The 17,424-nt window shown below is 58.2% G+C and carries 13 protein-coding genes; 11 read left to right on the top strand and 2 right to left on the bottom strand.

The features are described 5' to 3' along the window. The first annotated feature begins 1,204 nt into the window (after positions 1 to 1,204). Positions 1,205 to 1,420 (top strand): hypothetical protein, encoded by a 216-nt coding sequence (locus tag AC628_RS45085; RefSeq protein WP_245320978.1) that lies wholly within the window; start codon positions 1,205 to 1,207, stop codon positions 1,418 to 1,420. Beyond that, entirely contained in the window at positions 1,420 to 1,776 is a 357-nt protein-coding gene (locus AC628_RS45080) for a hypothetical protein (RefSeq protein ID WP_245320977.1), read from the top strand. The genes AC628_RS45085 and AC628_RS45080 overlap by 1 nt, the downstream gene beginning before the upstream one ends. A 288-nt stretch (positions 1,777 to 2,064) precedes the next feature. On the opposite strand, the gene AC628_RS01605 is transcribed toward AC628_RS45080, so the two are convergent. After that, on the bottom strand, positions 2,065 to 2,955 hold the full coding sequence (locus AC628_RS01605; RefSeq protein WP_074125027.1) for a LysR substrate-binding domain-containing protein: 891 nt from the start codon (positions 2,953 to 2,955) through the stop codon (positions 2,065 to 2,067). 138 nt (positions 2,956 to 3,093) lie between these two features. Between AC628_RS01605 and AC628_RS01600 the strand changes: the two genes are divergently transcribed. From AC628_RS01600 to AC628_RS01560, 9 genes are all read left to right on the top strand, one after another. After that, positions 3,094 to 3,843 carry an SDR family NAD(P)-dependent oxidoreductase gene (locus AC628_RS01600; protein ID WP_074125021.1) on the top strand — a complete coding sequence of 250 codons (750 nt, stop codon included), beginning with the start codon at positions 3,094 to 3,096 and terminating at the stop codon, positions 3,841 to 3,843. A 20-nt stretch (positions 3,844 to 3,863) separates the two neighbouring features. After that, positions 3,864 to 4,709, top strand: a complete 846-nt coding sequence (locus tag AC628_RS01595; protein WP_502689525.1) for a transketolase — start codon at positions 3,864 to 3,866, stop codon at positions 4,707 to 4,709. Beyond that, positions 4,706 to 5,716 carry a transketolase family protein gene (locus AC628_RS01590; protein WP_074125019.1) on the top strand — a complete coding sequence of 337 codons (1,011 nt, stop codon included), beginning with the start codon at positions 4,706 to 4,708 and terminating at the stop codon, positions 5,714 to 5,716. The genes AC628_RS01595 and AC628_RS01590 overlap by 4 nt, the downstream gene beginning before the upstream one ends. 163 nt (positions 5,717 to 5,879) lie before the next feature. Then, positions 5,880 to 6,905, top strand: a complete 1,026-nt coding sequence (locus AC628_RS01585; RefSeq protein ID WP_074125018.1) for a TRAP transporter substrate-binding protein — start codon at positions 5,880 to 5,882, stop codon at positions 6,903 to 6,905. Positions 6,906 to 6,910: 5 nt separating this feature from the next. After that, positions 6,911 to 8,794 carry a TRAP transporter large permease gene (locus AC628_RS01580; protein WP_074125017.1) on the top strand — a complete coding sequence of 628 codons (1,884 nt, stop codon included), beginning with the start codon at positions 6,911 to 6,913 and terminating at the stop codon, positions 8,792 to 8,794. Between the two features lie 797 nt (positions 8,795 to 9,591). Further along, the gene (gene nolL, locus AC628_RS01575) at positions 9,592 to 10,704 is read left to right on the top strand and encodes a nodulation factor fucose acetyltransferase NolL (protein ID WP_074125016.1); all 1,113 of its coding nucleotides are present in this window, start codon (positions 9,592 to 9,594) and stop codon (positions 10,702 to 10,704) included. Positions 10,705 to 11,067: 363 nt separating this feature from the next. Next, on the top strand, positions 11,068 to 13,737 hold the full coding sequence (locus AC628_RS01570) for a PAS domain S-box protein (protein ID WP_074125026.1): 2,670 nt from the start codon (positions 11,068 to 11,070) through the stop codon (positions 13,735 to 13,737). Beyond that, entirely contained in the window at positions 13,734 to 14,411 is a 678-nt protein-coding gene (locus AC628_RS01565; RefSeq protein ID WP_074125015.1) for a response regulator transcription factor, read from the top strand. Before AC628_RS01570 ends, AC628_RS01565 begins: the two co-directional genes overlap by 4 nt. 93 nt (positions 14,412 to 14,504) lie before the next feature. Further along, on the top strand, positions 14,505 to 14,888 hold the full coding sequence (locus AC628_RS01560) for a response regulator transcription factor (protein ID WP_074125014.1): 384 nt from the start codon (positions 14,505 to 14,507) through the stop codon (positions 14,886 to 14,888). A gap of 107 nt (positions 14,889 to 14,995) precedes the next feature. Here the strand turns inward: AC628_RS01560 and glmS are convergent, their stop codons facing one another. Further along, a complete protein-coding gene (gene glmS, locus AC628_RS01555; protein WP_074125025.1) occupies positions 14,996 to 16,822 on the bottom strand; it encodes a glutamine--fructose-6-phosphate transaminase (isomerizing) in 1,827 nt (608 codons plus the stop codon). Positions 16,823 to 17,424: the final 602 nt, after the last annotated feature.

The raw sequence follows: 17,424 nt of genomic DNA, 5'->3' as shown, positions 1-17,424 counted from the left end.
AGCTGCTGCTCAAAGGCCGCCGAATCTGCGGACGGAGCCCCCCCGTGAGCTCTCTTGCGGACCGGCGCTGCCCGATTGCTGACGCGTCCAGTTGGTTGACCGGAACTCCATTCGTTCTCACTTTCGGAATATAGGCCTATCTGAAACCTGTGATTTGCTTGGGAATCGAGTCGGCAGCGTCACAGCCCCATCAGAAAACGCTGTGAACGTCCCAACATGCCGCATCCGAGCACCCCAACCGCCCTCCATGTTCCTTCCTTGCGATCGGCAGCTATGCTCCCTTTTTGGAGATCCAGTTATGGACGATAGCTGTCGAGAACCTGACGACGACGCTGTTCCGAGCACCGCCAGGACAAGATGCGGGCGTCGTCTGTTGGGGGGAAGCAGGTCACGAAAGACCCGGCGTGCACCGTAGGTGCGGTCGCTGGCGCGGAAGCTTGCCTTGACCTTGCTCCCGAGTCCTCCGTCGCCGTGGGTGCGGACGCTGGTCAAGCTGATGGCAAGGGAGTTCAGGTGGCGCAGAGCCTCGTAATGTACCGGGATGATCATGAATGATCACTAGACCGCATGAATGACCATAGGAAGATCAGGATTTTCGACTACCGGCGCCGGTGCCTGCCGCATCATGCCCTCACGAGGCATTCGGCACGTCAACCGATCGAATGCTCGCACCTCACTGACCACAGACTGTGCATCTGAACTTCGGCTCGATATCGGACAGGCGCATCTCCACGCTGCCGCCGCTTCGATCGCGCGTTTCGCGTCCCGGAGTCATACGGAATAGCGTTTCCGAATCCTTTCCGTGATTTGAGCGCCATCAAATGGGCCAGGATTTTGCTCTCCCTCCTGGTGCGCGGTGCCAGCGCCGTCCGTAGTATTTTAAGCGGGCGGCGCTGTGCCGTTTGTGGCTTGCTACCAACCGCCTGGCATGGCGACGGCTCGCGCTGTTGTACGCCACGTCTGGATACTCAATCACGCGAACCGCGCTACTACCATTTCAAGGGGGGAGGCGAGCCCCAAACCATGTGGGACAGGATAGCGCGGAGCTTCGGCTCACAAAATCAGAATGGGAAGATCGTTCAAGTCCAGTACACGGGCGAAGACCGATCAGCTTATTGGAGCGAAACGGTTGAAGAACCCCTCAAACTCAAGCATGCTTATCCGTTTAGCGCACGCACCCACTACACCTAGCTGGGGGCTTTGAATGACCTGCATCGTCGGCCTTGTTGACAAAGGCCAAGTCTTCATCGGCGGGGATAGCGCTGGCGTCAACGCGGAGCGTCTTGCGCTTGTGGTCCGCAATGACCGCAAGGTTTTTCGCAATGGCGATTTCGTGATGGGCTTCACGTCGTCGTTCCGCATGGCCAACTTCTCGCATTCAAATTTCATCCGCCGGCACGGCGCGTCGGTATCGACGTGATGACCTATATGGTCACTGACTTTATCGACGCCGCCCGCGCGCGGATGAAAGAGGGCGGATTTGCGCGCACTAGAGAGGGGGCAGAGAAGGGCGGCAGCTTTTTGGTGGGGTATTCTGGCCGCCTTTTCCGTATTTTGGATGACTTTCAAGTCGCGGAGTCGTCACACGGCTTTGACGCCTGCGGCTGCGGCGACCTGATCGCGCTCGGCTCGCTTCGCTCAACTCGCGAATGGACTGACCCATCCGCGCGCGTGAAAGAGGCGCTCGAATGTGCAGAAGCATTCAGCGCGGGCGTGCGCGCGCCCTTCGTTCTCGAGAATACAGCCGCCAAAGCGGAAGAAAAGAGCGCAGCATGACAAACATAAGAGGTGGTAGGTCATGGGCATCTGTGTGTGGCAATAAGCATGAACTCAAGGACGCCAAGCCGAAAAAAGCCAGACCTTTCCCTTCAAGCATTTCATTCCATCGACAAATACGGACTCGGAATAAGGGCCGACAGCTTACTAGCGGTCGCCCGCTCAGCCCCTTCATTTCGGCGCGGGAGCTCTGAAAGGCCGCCTATTGGTTCGACGGGCCAGAACCGAAATCGCCGGATTGGACAACGAGAACGCAGCATGCTGGCGGTATCGGGAGCTCAGTTCGAATTAACCCTTGTTGTCCGTCTGCGCGAGCTCTGACGTGATCCAATCCACGAAGGTGCGGAGGGCGCGACGTTGACGCCCGGCGCGAGGAAAGACGAGATGGTGGCCGACATAGCGGATATCAGTAGAACGACCGACCAGCGGCGCCACCAAGCGACGAGATTCTATTTCACGTTCGGCCAAACGAGTTGATTCCAAGGTTACGCCGACGCCGCCACAAGCCATAGCTATTGCCAGGAAACTACGATCAAAGCGCATCCCGTGAATGGCAGGCGGCTCGAGCCCGTTCGCAGTGAACCATTGATGCCACTGCACTTGCTTCACGTCCGAGCGGATGAGCACCTGGCTCAATAGATCCTTTGGCTTGCGGATCTTCTTGGCAACCTGAGGGGCGCAAAGCGGGGTGACAGTCTCTTCGCCGAGCGGGATCACATCGACACCCTCGCTACGAGGCGGTCCGTAGACGATGTCGAGATCGAAGTCGTCGTTGGTGAAACGAGCATATTCGGTATTGGCGGCAAGCCGCACTTCAAGCTGCGGTTCGGCGGCGAGAAACTTCGTCAGGCGTGGGGCTAGCCATTGAGCTGCAAAACTTGGAGCACAATGCACCCTCAAAAGCTGCGGCCCCCGGCCGGCAACCTCTTCGATCCCACGCCGCAGATTGTCAAAAGCCGCTCCCGCATGACGCATCAGGTTCTCGCCTGCTGGCGTTAGCCGAACAGAACGTGCACTTCGCTCGAAGAGCGTAGTGCTCATCGTGCTTTCCAGCTTACGGATCGCATGACTGACTGCACTCGGCGTCAGATGCAATTCGTCGGCCGCGTTGCTGAAGGAGCCGGTGCGCGCAGCCGCTTCGAAGGCTCGGATAGCCGAGATCGGGATACTCGACAACAACATGCCCATAAGTGAACCAGATTCACATATCCAAGACAACAGCGCGTTTGTCCCGAAAGCGCCTCCGACCTAGGAATTGGATCAAGAGGACTGTCTGCCTATCGCAGCGCCTGGAAGAATAGATACAGGGAGGATCGAATGCTGCTTCGCGGCAAAACAGCTATTATTACAGGTGCGGCTTCGCTCCGCGGGATTGGGCTCGCGACCGCCAAACGGTTTGCCGAAGAGGGCGCTCGGGTAGCCATCCTCGATATCGACGGGTCCGCCGCACAAGCCGCCGCGCAAGGCCTTGGCGACGCCCATATCGGAGTTGCTTGCAACGTCGCCGACCAGGCCTCTTGCCTGAAGGCAGTCGAAATCGTCGCCGGCGACTTCGGTCAGATCGACATCTTGATCAACAACGCCGGCATTACCCAGCCGGTGAAATTCCTCGACATCAAGCCGGGCGACTGGGACCGAATCCAGGACGTCAACCTCAAGGGCATACTGTTCCTCTCTCAGGCCGTGATTCCGCACATGCAGAAGCGCAAGGCCGGATCGATTGCGTGCATGTCATCAGTATCGGCCCAGCGCGGTGGCGGCATTTTCGGTGGTCCACACTACTCGGCGGCAAAGGCGGGCGTCCTTGGGCTTGCCAAGGCTATGGCGCGGGAATTTGGCGCCGATGGAATTCGCGTCAACTGCGTCACACCGGGGTTGATCGGCACCGACATCACGTCCGGCAAGCTCACAGACGAAATGAAAGCGAAGATTCTGGAAGGCATTCCACTCGGAAGGCTGGGGGAAGCGAAGGATGTCGCGGGAATCTACACGTTTCTCGCTTCGGATCTTTCCGCTTACGTCACCGGCGCCGTCATCGATGTCAATGGCGGGATGCTCATTCACTAAGGGCAGCGACGGAGAGAATGATGTCCACGAATACGCTTGTTACTGCGCCGACCCTTTTGCAGCGCGCGCGCAACATTCGCCGCAATGCCCTACGCATGGGCGAAGTTCAAGGCCAAGGTTATATCGCGCAGGCGCTCGACATCTCCGACGTGCTGGCGGTCGCATACTTTCACGGGATGCGCTACCGGCCCGAGGAACCCACTTGGGAAGATCGCGACCGTTTCCTTCTTTCCAACGGCCACTACGCCATCGCACTTTACGCCGCGCTGATCGAGGCCGGCATCATCCCCGAAGCCGAACTCGAGACCTACGGCTTCGACGAAAGCCGTCTTCCGATGTCTGGCATGGCCTCCTACACGCCCGGCATGGAAATGTCCGGCGGATCCCTGGGGCTCGGACTGAGTATTGCGGTCGGCATGGGCCTCGGGTTGAAGCGGAAGGGCTCCAAAAGCCGCGTCTTCACGCTGTTCTCGGACGGAGAGCTCGACGAGGGTTCAAAGTGGGAGGCGATGATGTCAGCTGCACACCACAAGCTCGACAATCTGATCGCGATCATCGACGTCAACAACCAGCAAGCTGACGGTCCCTCGAAGCAGATGATGGGATTCGAGCCGTTGGTCGAAAAGCTAGAGGCGTTCGGCTGGTTTGTACGCCGGGTCGACGGCAATGACCTCGACGCCGTTGTGGCGGCCTTTGACGCGGCGAGTTCGCACACCGAACCGCAACCGCGCGTGATCGTCGCTGACACACTGATGGGAAAGGGAGTTCCATTCCTGGAGCAGCGCGAAAAGAACCATTTCATTCGGGTCGAGGCGCACGAGTGGAAACTGGCGCTGGCAGAACTTGATGCGGGAGACAGGTCATGAATTCGTCAATCTCAGCTTCCCCGGGGAAACCGCGGCTTACCACCTCTGCGATGATCGCGTCGATCGCGGCCGAGGGCCAAAAGACGAAGCCGGCACCGTTCGGTCACGCACTCGTCGAGCTGGCCCGAAGCCGCCCCGAGGTCGTGGGACTCACAGCCGACCTCGGCAAGTACACTGATCTGCACATTTTTGCGAAAGAGTTCCCCGATCGCTACTATCAGATGGGTATGGCGGAACAGCTGCTTTACGGTGCAGCTTCGGGCATGGCGGCTGAAGGATTCATGCCTTTTGCTACGACCTATGCGGTGTTCGCGTCCCGTCGCGCGTACGATTTCATCCATCAGACGATTGCGGAAGAAGACCGCAACGTGAAAATCGTCTGCGCGTTGCCCGGCCTCACCTCAGGCTACGGCCCGAGCCACCAGGCGGCGGAAGACCTCGCCCTGTTTCGCGCCATGCCGAACATGACCGTGATCGATCCCTGCGATGCTCATGAAATCGAACAGATTGTTCCCGCCATCGCCGCGCATCATGGGCCGGTGTACATGCGGCTGCTGCGCGGTCAGGTGCCGCTTGTGCTGGACCAGTACAACTATCGATTCAAGCTCGGCAAGGCATCCCTCATCCGCGACGGTCGGGAAGTCCTGATCATCTCCTCTGGAATCATGACCATGAGGGCGCTGGAAGCCGCAAAGGAGCTCGCCAGCGACGGCGTGGATGCGGCCGTGCTGCACGTACCGACGATCAAGCCTCTCGATCACGAGGCGATCTTGCGCGAAGCGGGCAAGCCCGCCCGCCTCGTCGTCGTCGCGGAGAACCATACCGTCATCGGCGGCCTCGGAGAGGCAGTTGCGGCATTTTTGATGCGCTCCGGCGTCCATCCGACCTTCCGCCAGATCGCATTGCCCGACGAATTTCTTGCCGCTGGGGCGCTTCCTACGCTGCATGATCGTTACGGCATTTCCACTGCCGAAGTTGCAAGGCAGATCAAGGGCTGGCTGCGCTAAGCGCGCAGCGCCATTCGTCAAGTTCGCCTGAGGAAACATCGCCTACGCGGCATCACTGCGGAGAACGATGGCTAATGCCTGACGGCCGGTGCCCGAGAACCATCCGAAGCTGCAGACAAGTGCCGCTGCCGATGGGACACCGATTCATAACAGGGAGGAAGCAATGACCCAACGCAAACCGATTGCCATAACTCGTCGCAAGCTGCTCCTGGCCGGCGCTGCCGTTCCGTTGTGCGCCGTACTCAGCCGCCCGGCTGCGGCGGCGGAGTTTACCTACAAGCTGGCGACCGGGCAGGATCCGACACATCCGGTGAATGTTCGAGCCAAGGAGGCTGCCGATCGCATCAAGGAAGCGACAGGCGGGCGCTTGGAAATCAATCTCTTTCCGGCCAATCAGCTCGGCTCGGATACGGATCTGCTGACGCAGGTCCGCAACGGTAGCGTTGAGTTCTTCAACCTGTCTTCCCTAATCCTCGCCACCCTCGTGCCGGCCGCCGGGATCGTGAATCTGGGCTTCCTCTTTCCGAACTACGATGCGGTCTGGAAAGCCATGGATGCTGAGCTCGGTGCTTACATCCGGGCGCAGATCGCCAAGACACCGATCATGACGGTCTCCAAGCCCTGGGACAACGGCTTCCGCCATATCACGTCGTCGGGTCGAGAGATCAAGACGCCGGAGGACCTCAAGGGTTTCAAGCTCAGGGTACCCGCCGCCCCCAATCTGACCTCGCTGTTCCTTGCGCTCGGGGCAGGACCGGCGCCAATTAACTTCAATGAGGTCTATTCCGCGTTGCAGACCAAGGTCGTCGACGGTCAGGAGAATCCCCTTCCCATCATCGCAACCGCGCGGCTGTACGAGGTGCAGAAAACTTGCAGTCTGACGGGTCATGTTTGGGACAACTACTGGATCCTCGGCAACAAACGCGCCTTCGAGAAGCTTCCAAAGGACGTGCAGGCAATCGTGACGCGCGAGTTCGATCGCTCGGCCGAAGATGAGCGAGCTGACATCGCAAAGCTCAGTGAGTCGCTGCGCACCGATCTGACCGCAAAGGGGATGCAATTCATCGAAGTCGACCAATCGGTCTTCCGCCAGGCGCTGGCTAAGACGAGCTTCTATGCCGACTGGAAAGCCAAGTTCGGTGAAGAAGCCTGGGCGCAACTCGAGAAAGCCGCTGGCAAGCTTGGGTGAGCGCCATGGAACACGGACACATAGAAGGGGCGACCCTAGCCCTGCCAGAACCAGCCTCCGGATGGCGAAAAGTTGTCGTGAGCGTGAACCGGGCGCTCAAGCCTGTCGTCGCCATCCCTGCCGCACTCCTCGTCGTTGCGGAAGTGATCGTCCTCTTTGTCGGCATCATCTCCCGCTACATGCTCCACGCGCCGATCGTCTGGTCGGACGAACTTGCCGGCATCCTGTTCCTATGGCTCGCGATGCTGGGATCGGTCATTGCTTTCCAACGAGCCGAACACATGCGGATGACAGCGATCATCGGCATGATCCGTCCGGAAGCGAGGCTATTCCTGGACGTCTTCGCGACGGCCGCATCGTTGGCATTCCTGCTGCTGGTCGTCCACCCGGCATACGAGTTCGCGGCCGACGAGGTGTATGTGACCACTCCCGCTCTGGGAATTGTCAACACTTGGCGCGCCGCCGCCCTTCCCGTCGGAATTGGGCTAATGCTGATCGTCGCGACCCTGAGATTGGTGGCCACGGCCAATGTCAAGCATCTCATGGCGGCCGTGGCCGCCGTCGCCGCGCTGATCGGGGTTCTCGCGTTCATGGCGCCGGTTTTAAAGCCGCTCGGCAATCTCAACTTGCTGATCTTCTTCGTGTTCATCGTCGGCGCTATGGTTTTCGCGGCGGTGCCGATCGCCTTCGCGTTCGGCTTGGCGACCATCGGATACATAACACTTACCACGAGCACGCCCGACGTGGTCGTGATCGGCCGCATGGACGAAGGCATGAGCCATCTCATTCTGCTCGCGGTCCCGCTGTTCGTGTTTCTCGGCTTGTTGATCGAAATGACCGGCATGGCCCGCGCCATGGTCGGGTTCCTTGCCAGCCTGCTCGGCCACGTTCGGGGTGGCCTCCAGTATGTGCTGGTCGGTGCGATGTACTTGGTCTCAGGTATCTCGGGATCCAAGGCAGCCGACATGGCGGCAGTGGCGCCCGTGCTTTTCCCCGAAATGACCAAGCGCGGCGCAAAGCGTGGCGACCTCGTCGCGCTCCTGGCGGCCACCGGCGCTCAAACCGAGACGATCCCGCCGTCCTTGGTGCTGATCACGATCGGATCGGTGACCGGCGTGTCGATTGCGGCTCTGTTCACCGGCGGGTTACTACCAGCAATCGTGCTCGCAATCGGGCTGTGTGCGGTCGTGTGGTGGCGATACCGTGGGGAGGACTTGTCCCATGTTCAGCGAGCGACGAGCCGAGAAATTGGTCGTGCGTTCCTGATTGCGATTCCCGCTATCGCCCTGCCCTTTGTGATCCGCGCCGCGGTTGTCGAAGGGGTCGCAACTGCCACTGAGGTCTCGACGATAGGCATTGTCTATTCCGTGCTGGCTGGGCTTCTCATCTATCGCCAGTTTGACTGGCGTCGCCTCTATCCGATGTTGGTTGAGACCGCGGCTCTCTCCGGCGCGATCCTCTTCATCATTGGTGCGGCGACAGGAATGGCCTGGGCTTTAACCCAGTCGGGCTTCTCGGCTTCGCTCGCGAAGCTCATGACCTCCTTGCCGGGTGGTGTGCCGGTTTTCCTAATCGTCACAATCATTGCCTTCGTTACCTTGGGGAGCGTACTCGAAGGCATTCCTGCCATTGTGCTGTTTGGCCCGCTGCTTTTTCCCATTGCGCGTCAAGTCGGCGTGCATGAGGTCCACTACGCGATGGTCGTCGTTCTCGCCATGGGAATTGGGCTTTTCGCGCCGCCATTTGGCGTCGGCTACTACGCGGCGTGCGCCATCAGCCGAATTCATCCTGACGAAGGCATTGGCCCGATCGTTGCATACATATTGGCTTTGCTCCTCGGCACGATTGTGGTGGCTGCAGTGCCATGGATTTCCATCGGATTTTTGTAAATCCACGAAAGGATGAGGTGCGGAGGTCGTCCGCACCTCTCTGTGTTCCCCGTAGCTTTAGAAGGATAGAAGGTGAACTTTCGCGAGCTAGACAGCCTGTTCGAGCAGTTCCTTACCCTAGTCGAGGTAACGGTTCGCCTTCCTCCGGGCACGGAGCGACGCAGCGCGTTCAGGGACATCCGTGACTATGGATCACGCCTTGATCAAATCGCCACGCGGCTCCTGAAGCACGACCAAAATTGATTTCGGAACGGCTCGGTGGTCACCCCAGCTCTTCGTAGAGCCGCTATCGCGGTTATCTTCATGCGCGGTGGATGGCCACCGAGCCCTGTGGCTTTGCTGCCCGAGAAAGAGAATGCGATTGGCCTACTCGGCGCAAGGCGGGAACCTTGAACGCACATTCAGGCAGGAAGAAGCGATCCAGCCCCATGGCGGAATGCTCAATTTAGTTCAATCGAATGGGTGACAACCTGCAGACAAACGAAAGCGTAATCCGCGCCTGGACGATCAGGACGCCACCACAATTGACCTCGCCTGTTCGACGCGAGCGCCGCATCTACTCGCCAGGCGCAATCATTTAAGACGATGCAGCGTGACGCAGCGCCGGCCGGACTTGACGTTTTGGGCGACACACGAGGATTTCGTTGGCTTCCCGCGGGCCTACAAGGCCGTGGACACCACTAGACGGTCTGAGTAAACCCCTTGATGCAAAGTCGTCTGCCTAGAGGCCGCACAACTATCTTTAAGGAACGGATAGTCCCGGAACGGTACTGCGGCGCAACCAAACTAGAGGCTTTATGCTTTATCACGCAACTCCATCGGCTGGCCACGGCTCACACGCGGCCGGACCAGACAAGCGAGATCTACGCTTTGACTTTGCCAAAGGCATACTCATTATCTTGGTGATCATTGGACATTTGCTGCAATACGTCATCTACCGAGACAATGGCTATTGGGATTCGCCGTATTTCAAGTCGATCTACATGTTTCATATGCCTCTCTTTATGGCGATAAGCGGATATCTGTCTTCGAGAGCCCTCCTTGGAAAATCATTCGCTCGTAGCGTCAAAGAGCGCGCAATACAATTGTTGCTGCCAACGCTGTTTTGGTGGGCCCTTTTGGAGTCGGTCAAAGTTGCGGTGCTTTTGCCCTCGGGCAGCATAGTTGGCGGAGACTTCTTGAACGATCTAGTTGGTTCTTACTGGTTTATATGGGCGACCTTTGCTTCTTTCCTTATCGTAAAGGGTCTTCTGACGATCTTTCGTCGCCTATCGATGTGGATTGTATGCCTGTCTGCATTTGCTGTCGCAGTCATGCCCGTCACCTTTTCCATAGCGCCGTTGCTTAGATACACTTACCCATTCTTCTGCCTCGGATTCTTGCTCTCCCAGTCGACCGAACGTCAGACACGCCTTCTTCCACGCAACAAAATCCTCCTGATGTTCGCTCCCGCTGCAATTGCTTGCGCGTGCTTTCTTGCTTGGAGCAAAGAGACTTACGTCTACAACAATCTCGCCCTGATTCACGACGTTGCTTCGGCTGAGCAAGTGTTGCTGATGTTCGCTGGCTCTGCAGCGGCCTCTTGGATCGCGTTTGAAATAATCGCTCAGCTCTGGAAACTCAGTTCCTCAAATCGAATAGCTCGTTTTATCGCGGTGGAGCTTGGCCAGAGCACGCTGCTTCTTTACCTGCTCCAGGGCACTGTTTTTCGCCTCATGGACTTCGTTCGATTTGGAGAACAATGGGATATCTCGACCAGAATCTCCGTTGCCGGCATGCTTGGGGTGTCAATCGTTGTCATCGCAATGACCGTTCGCTTCATTGTGCGCGACTTCGGATGGTTGTCTCGGATTGTAGTCGGAACCTCGCCACGCTCGGAAGCACTCAAAGCCCAGTCGGCGACCAACTGATCAACTCCTCTCGGCTGTGACGGAAGCATCAATCTGCGCGACGCCCTAGGCGCCTGTACAACACGCGTTTACAGCAGGCCAGTCCACGACGATCCGCTCCAGCAAACGATCGCAGTGGAGTGGAGATGCGGGCAAAAAACCTCGAGGCGCATAGCTCGGGCGCGGTTGTTAGCTTCGATGTTGAAAGGTTTAAAGGAACTATACGAACGTTTGTAATGCGCCTTCCTTCGGCTCATGCTGAGTTCAGTGACCGCCGACCGTTCTCGGCACCGCCCCCAAAGTGCTGTTCGGGGCGAAAGGAATTGCCGCATTTTTGCCCAATATGTTAACCTCTTCCGCCAGAGAATGGCGGACGGCTGCAAGATGTATAACCAGCTCACCAAGTTCGGACATTCAGTAGCGCAGCTTGCTTTCGGTAGCATTACGCTGGCGGCGGTGACGCTAACTTCCGTATACGTTCACAGCCACTTCGCGGCGACAGCGTTTGCCTATCTGGTGGTGATATTGCTGTTTTCGCTGATGGGTAGCTTCATCGCATCGTCCGCGCTCTCTATCTTCTCCGTCGCGGCTTTGGCCTACTTGTTTACGCCACCAACATTCAGTCTCCGGATTGACGACCCCCAAGACCTTCTTGTGCTTGTCGCTTTCCTTACGGCATCAATTGTCGGAACGCAGCTGATCAGAAAGGTTCGCCACGAGAGGGAGACTGCGCGTGAGATCGCAGCCAAGTTACGGCACAGCGAGGCCGATTTGCGTGACCGCGAGAAACGATGGCGCGCGATCTTTGAGCACAATCCGGTCATGTACTTCATGGTCGATGAAGCCGGAACGGTCCTCAACGTCAACACCTTCGGTGCGACACAACTCGGCTACGCGCCCGAGGAAATAGTCGGCCTATCCGTGCTGAAGTTCTTTCGGGACGAAGATCGCGAGGCTGTCCGCAAATGCATAGGAGAGTGCCTTACAATTATCGGCCAATCGCACACCTGGGATATCGAGAAGGTGAGGAAGGACGGCTCGGTGCTGTGGGCGCGCGAAAACGCCAAAGCCATGCTGTGGGCTGATGACAAGCCCATCGTCCTCATCGCTTGCGAAGATATCACTGAACGAAGGCGGACTGTACTTGCTCTGCAGCGGAGCGAAGCCCACCTGGCTCAGGCGCAGGAATTGAGCCACACCGGAAGCTTCGGCTGGAACGTCTCCACCGGCGAGGTCTTTTGGTCCAGGGAGAATTTTCGTATTTTCGAATACGACCCTGAGACCAAACCGACGCCGCAGTTCGTCCTTGACCGCGCCCACCCCGAAGATAAGGCTTCCGTTCAAGACGTTTTGAATCGAGCGTCTCAAGGCCAGGATTTCGAGCACGAATACCGACTGCTGATGCCCGACGGGTCGGTAAAGCACATTCACGCGCTGGCACGGGCCACGCGAACCGGGTCTGGCGATATCGAGTTTGTCGGGGCGGCGACGGACATCACGGCAAGAAAGCAGGCGGAACAACAGCTGCGCCGGAGCGAAGCCTATCTGGCCGACGCACAGCAGCTCAGTCATATGGGCACCTGGTGCTGGGACTGCAACCGTCGCTGTTTTGCGTACCGCTCCGCCGAAGTCAGCCGTCTGTTTGGCTTCGACCCGGACGAACCTGTATCGCTTGAGGCCATCCGGTCGCGTATCCATCCAGACGACTTGCCGCTGCATCAGGAAGTGCAGCGTCAGGCCATCGAACAGAAGACAGGGAACTTCGAGTATGATTTTCGAATCCTCCTTCCCGATGGCGCGACAAGGCACATACACGCAATTGCGCACGCCGTGGTGGGAAGCGATGGTTCCACCGTCGAGCTCATCGGAACGCATATGGACGTCACCGAGCAACACGCAGCCAGGGAACGGTTAGAAAACACCCTTGCCGCGCTGCGCGAAAGCGAGCAGCGCTTTCGCGACTACGCCGAAACGGCGTCCGACTGGTTATGGGAAACCGGACCAGACCACCTGCTTACCCAATTCTTGGAGCACGCCAGCACCGCGGGCGTCGTGGCGAAAGGGGTTATCGGCCTACCCCGCCGAGAAATTGCGCGCGATGTCGAACAAGAACCCGAGAAGTGGCGACAACATCAGGCGACGCTAGACGCACATCTCCCATTTCGAGATCTGATCTACCGTACCGTCAACCGGCACGGCTGTCCGACCTACGTCCGGACCAGCGGCAAGCCCTTTTTTGACGGAAGCGGCAACTTTCTTGGCTACAGGGGTGTCAGCACCGACATCACCGCGATGATTCGGGCAGATCAGGCCGAACAAGAGCTGAGGAAGGCCCAAGCGGAGCTAGCGCATGTGACGCGCGTAACGACGCTTGGGGAGCTGACAGCCTCCATCGCCCACGAAGTAAACCAACCGCTCGCCGCCATCATCAGCAACGCCGATGCGTGCCTCGGTTGGCTGGGTCGAAAGACACCTGACCTTCCTGCTGCGCGCAGCTCGGTGGAGTGGATCATCGAAGACGCGATCCGGGCAAGCGAAGTGATCCGCCGCATCCGGGCACTTGCGAAGAAAGGCGAGATCGAGATGGTCACAATCGATATCAACGACGTCGTCAAGGACGCCATCGCGCTGGTGATACGCGAGTTGGCCAATCACCAAGTCACCTTGCGGACTGAGTTGGCGCCGACGCTTCCCGCGATTCTGGCCGACCGGGTTCAGCTGCAGCAGGTGATCATCAATCTCGTGATGAACGGGATCGAAGCCATGCAAACGATTGATGACCGCACGCGCGAACTCACGATTCAGTCATCCCTAGATGATATGGGCCGGGTGCAACTCTCGGTGACTGATTGCGGCGTCGGGATCGCCGAGGATGATACGAACCGCATCTTGGATCCGTTCTTCACCACCAAAGAGAGTGGTCTTGGAATGGGCCTGTCGATCTGCCGTTCCATTGTGGAAGCCCATGGAGGGCGCCTGTCAGTCGTCCGCAAGCAAGGGCCGGGCGCGACCTTCCAATTTGTTCTGCCCTTGCATAAGGAGGCTGTATCGTGAGTGGGCGCTTTGATTCGCCGCGAGAAAGCAGGACGGCTACGGAGCCGACAAGTGCGACCGTGTTCGTTGTCGAGGATGACGCCTCGATGCGTCGGTCGCTCACAAACCTTTTTCAACAAGTTGGACTGGACGTGGTGACTTTCGGATCAGCCCACGAAATGCTGCAGAACAACGTTCCGGACGTTGTCAGCTGTCTGGTTCTTGACATCCGACTACCGGGACAAAGCGGGCTCGAGTTCCAGGCTGAGCTGGCAAAGTCGAACATTCGCATTCCGATTATTTTCATCACCGGCCATGGCGACATTCCAATGAGCGTCAGGGCTATGAAGGGGGGAGCGGTCGATTTTCTCACCAAGCCGTTTCGCGAGCAGGAACTTCTTGATGCGGTGGTGGCGGCGACCGAACGGGATCGCAAGAGACGTGAGGCCGAGCAGACAGTCGCGAATCTGCGATCTTTGTTCGAGACCTTAAGCCCACGCGAGAAAGCGGTATTGAAGCTGGTCGCTACTGGCCTGATGAACAAGCAAATAGCTGCTGAGCTCGGGCTCGCCGAGATTACCGTCAAGATCTATCGGGGGCACGTAATGAGAAAGATGCGTGCGCGCTCGCTCGCCGATTTGATCAGAATGGCTGAGAAGCTCGGACTTCATGCCAACCGCAGCGAACAAACCTAAGTATGATTTTACAAGCTCGCGCCACATGCCCACTTTATCTTCCAAGGTGCTGATGCTATCGGCAAGCGCTTTCTAGGGTCAGGAGGGCTGGTCTTGTCCACGCCTTTGATTTCCGTTGTCGATGATGACGCCTCAGTCCGGGCTGCGATAGAGAACCAGCTCAGGTCGCGCGGCTACATTGTCCATACATTTGCGTCGGCCAAGGAGTTCCTGGAATCGCCTCAGCTGGACGAGACGTCCTGTGTAATTACGGATGTGCAGATGTCGGTGATGAACGGCTTGGATCTGATCGCAGAGATGCGAGCTCAGAATTACGACGCGCCTTTCATCCTCATCACGGCATTTCCAAATGACCGGGTTCGTGCCGCTGCGCTGGGTGCCGGGGCCGTCGGGTTCTTGGCGAAGCCTTTCACCGCACATACGTTGATCAAGTGCCTTGATACCGCACTGCAGAAGCACCGCGGCGGCGGCAGCTGAGCCAACAAGCCGTCAGCTCTATCCTGCATCTGATCGAGCGCCGCTTTGCCGGCATGCACGCCGAGCGACATGCACAAACCGCCAGGAGCACTTCGGCGACTATCTGCTTATTCGACCGTTACCGATTTCGCGAGATTGCGTGGCTGATCGACGTCCACGCCCATCAGGATGGCCGTGTGGTAGGCCAAAAGCTGCAGCGGAATAGCATAGACCATCGGCGTAAAGGTTGCAGCCATGTCGGGCAGAACAATGGTTGCGATAGACCCCATTGCAGCTTCCGAAGCCCCCTTCGCATCGGTTATCAGGATGATGTTACCCCCTCGAGCCGCAACCTCTTGCATGTTCGAGACGGTTTTTTCGAAGAGCCGATCGTAAGGCGCGATCACCACCACCGGCACGGCCTCGTCAATCAGCGCGATCGGACCATGCTTGAGCTCGCCGGCGGCATAGCCCTCTGCATGAATGTAGGAGATTTCCTTCAGTTTGAGCGCGCCCTCCATCGCTAGCGGAGACGACGTGCCGCGGCCGAGATAGACCACATCACGCGATTTGGCGATATCATGCGCGAGCTTCTCGATCTGCGGCTCGATAGCCAGCGTTGCCGCAATCAGCGGCGGAACTTCCATCAGTTCGTTGACTAGCTTGATTTCATCGATTTCGGACAGTTCGCCTCGTTCTCTGCCCGCTGCGACCGCAATCGCCGCGATCACCATCAGCTGGCAAGTAAAGGCTTTGGTCGAAGCAACGCCGATCTCCGGCCCCGCCAAGGTCGGCAGCACAACTTCGCTCTCGCGCGCGATCGTCGACGTCGGGACGTTGACCACAGAGATGGTGTGCAGCCCCTGTGCCTTGGCGTAGCGCAACGCGGCTAGCGTGTCGGCGGTCTCCCCGGACTGCGAGATGAAGATCGCGAGATCCCCCTTGCGTAACGGCGCTTCGCGATAGCGGAACTCCGAGGCCACATCGATCTCGACCGGCACGCGCGCCAGTCGCTCGAACCAGTATTTGGCAATTTGGCCGGCATAGCTCGCCGTACCACAAGCCGTGATCCAAATGCGCTGTATGGCCGTAAAGTCGAACGGCCATTCGAAAGGCAGTTCTATGCGCCCGCGAGCCATATCGACATAGTGCGCCAGGGTCTGCCCAACCACTTCCGGCTGTTCGTGTATTTCCTTGGCCATGAAGTGACGATAATTCGCCTTATTGACCAAGAGCGACGACGTGCCATGGCTTGACGCTTCGCGGTGGACGATGCTGCCGCTCGAGTCATAAATGACGCCGTTGGCACGGGTAAGCACGGCCCAATCGCCGTCTTCAAGGTAGATGATGCTGTCGGTGAATGGCGCAAGCGCAATAGCATCCGACCCTACATACACTTCGCCATCACCATATCCAATCGCAAGCGGCGATCCCTTGCGCGCGCCGATCATGAGGTCCTCGTGGCCTTTGAACAGAAACGCCAGTGCGAAGGAACCGCGCAGCCGCGGCAACGAAGCCTTCACCGCGTCCTGCGGCGAGTAGCCATTCTTCAAGTAGGATTCGACGAGATGTGCCACCACCTCGGTATCGGTCTCGGAAGCAAAGTCCGCGCCGTTCTGTTTCAGTTCGGCACGTAGCGCATGGAAATTCTCAATGATTCCATTATGAACGACTGCAACGTGGTCCGCCATATGTGGATGTGCGTTGCGCTCGGTGGGCTTGCCATGGGTGGCCCAGCGCGTGTGGCCAATGCCAGCGTGACCCGACAGTGGATCGCGATGCAACCTCTCCGCAAGGCGTTTCAGCTTGCCCTCGACACGCCTGCGCTCGAGGTAGCCGTTCTCGAGTGTGGCGATGCCTGCCGAGTCATATCCGCGATATTCTAGCCGCTGGAGTGACTCGACCAAATGTCCGACGACCGGACCACGACCTAGGATGCCAATAACTCCACACATGCCGATCAATGCGCCCCCACGTCAAACCACGACGATGATTTCAGAACCACAGAACAATAAATTGATGGCGGATTCGCTGTGGAGGCCTGGCGCGGATGGACTAGGGCTGGATGTTCTCCGTCCATCCATCAGCGTCACGCAAAGTGCGAGCTAGATCGAACATTTTAGCCATCTAAGCTCAATCAGCTTCACCGCTGCTTGGCGACCCACCGCTGGCTAAGCGGAGATACGGCAGCAGACGAAAGCGAATCCCAGGTGAGCCGAACGTTCAGGCAAGTCTTGACGAACGCGCGTAACCAGCCCCTTCGCGAAGGAAGATGGTGATCGTCGCATTGAACAGGCTGCGTGGATACGTCTTGCAAGTCGGCTGGCCCTTGAGATGGACGGGACTCGATCGAGGGCGACGAACCGCTTATCCTGCTGTAGAACTTCATAATCGCAGCCCCCCTCACCTTGCCCAGTGCCCCGTCAAGCGCCATTCATTGTCCTCTCGTCAGATCTCTCAAGAACAATCCGCTTCTCATCTTCTCTCCGGATATCTTCTGCGGCTGAGTGACGTGACTCAACCCGCTATGCGTCTCGTCATGCGTATCTGAATCGCT

The sequence above is a fragment of the Bradyrhizobium sp. NAS96.2 genome, from assembly GCF_001908235.1.
Classification (GTDB): Bacteria; Pseudomonadota; Alphaproteobacteria; order Rhizobiales; family Xanthobacteraceae; genus Bradyrhizobium.
This window is presented reverse-complemented; position numbering and strand designations above follow the sequence as displayed.

Bases quoted from the DNA above. Each gene is read 5' to 3' on its own strand.
- AC628_RS45085 (WP_245320978.1), top strand. From the start codon at position 1,205: ATGACCTGCATCGTCGGCCTTGTTGACAAAGGCCAAGTCTTCATCGGC.
- AC628_RS45080 (WP_245320977.1), top strand. From the start codon at position 1,420: ATGACCTATATGGTCACTGACTTTATCGACGCCGCCCGCGCGCGGATG.
- AC628_RS01600 (WP_074125021.1), top strand. From the start codon at position 3,094: ATGCTGCTTCGCGGCAAAACAGCTATTATTACAGGTGCGGCTTCGCTC.
- AC628_RS01595 (WP_502689525.1), top strand. From the start codon at position 3,864: ATGTCCACGAATACGCTTGTTACTGCGCCGACCCTTTTGCAGCGCGCG.
- AC628_RS01590 (WP_074125019.1), top strand. From the start codon at position 4,706: ATGAATTCGTCAATCTCAGCTTCCCCGGGGAAACCGCGGCTTACCACC.
- AC628_RS01585 (WP_074125018.1), top strand. From the start codon at position 5,880: ATGACCCAACGCAAACCGATTGCCATAACTCGTCGCAAGCTGCTCCTG.
- AC628_RS01580 (WP_074125017.1), top strand. From the start codon at position 6,911: ATGGAACACGGACACATAGAAGGGGCGACCCTAGCCCTGCCAGAACCA.
- nolL (WP_074125016.1), top strand. From the start codon at position 9,592: ATGCTTTATCACGCAACTCCATCGGCTGGCCACGGCTCACACGCGGCC.
- AC628_RS01570 (WP_074125026.1), top strand. From the start codon at position 11,068: ATGTATAACCAGCTCACCAAGTTCGGACATTCAGTAGCGCAGCTTGCT.
- glmS (WP_074125025.1), bottom strand. From the start codon at position 16,822: ATGTGTGGAGTTATTGGCATCCTAGGTCGTGGTCCGGTCGTCGGACAT.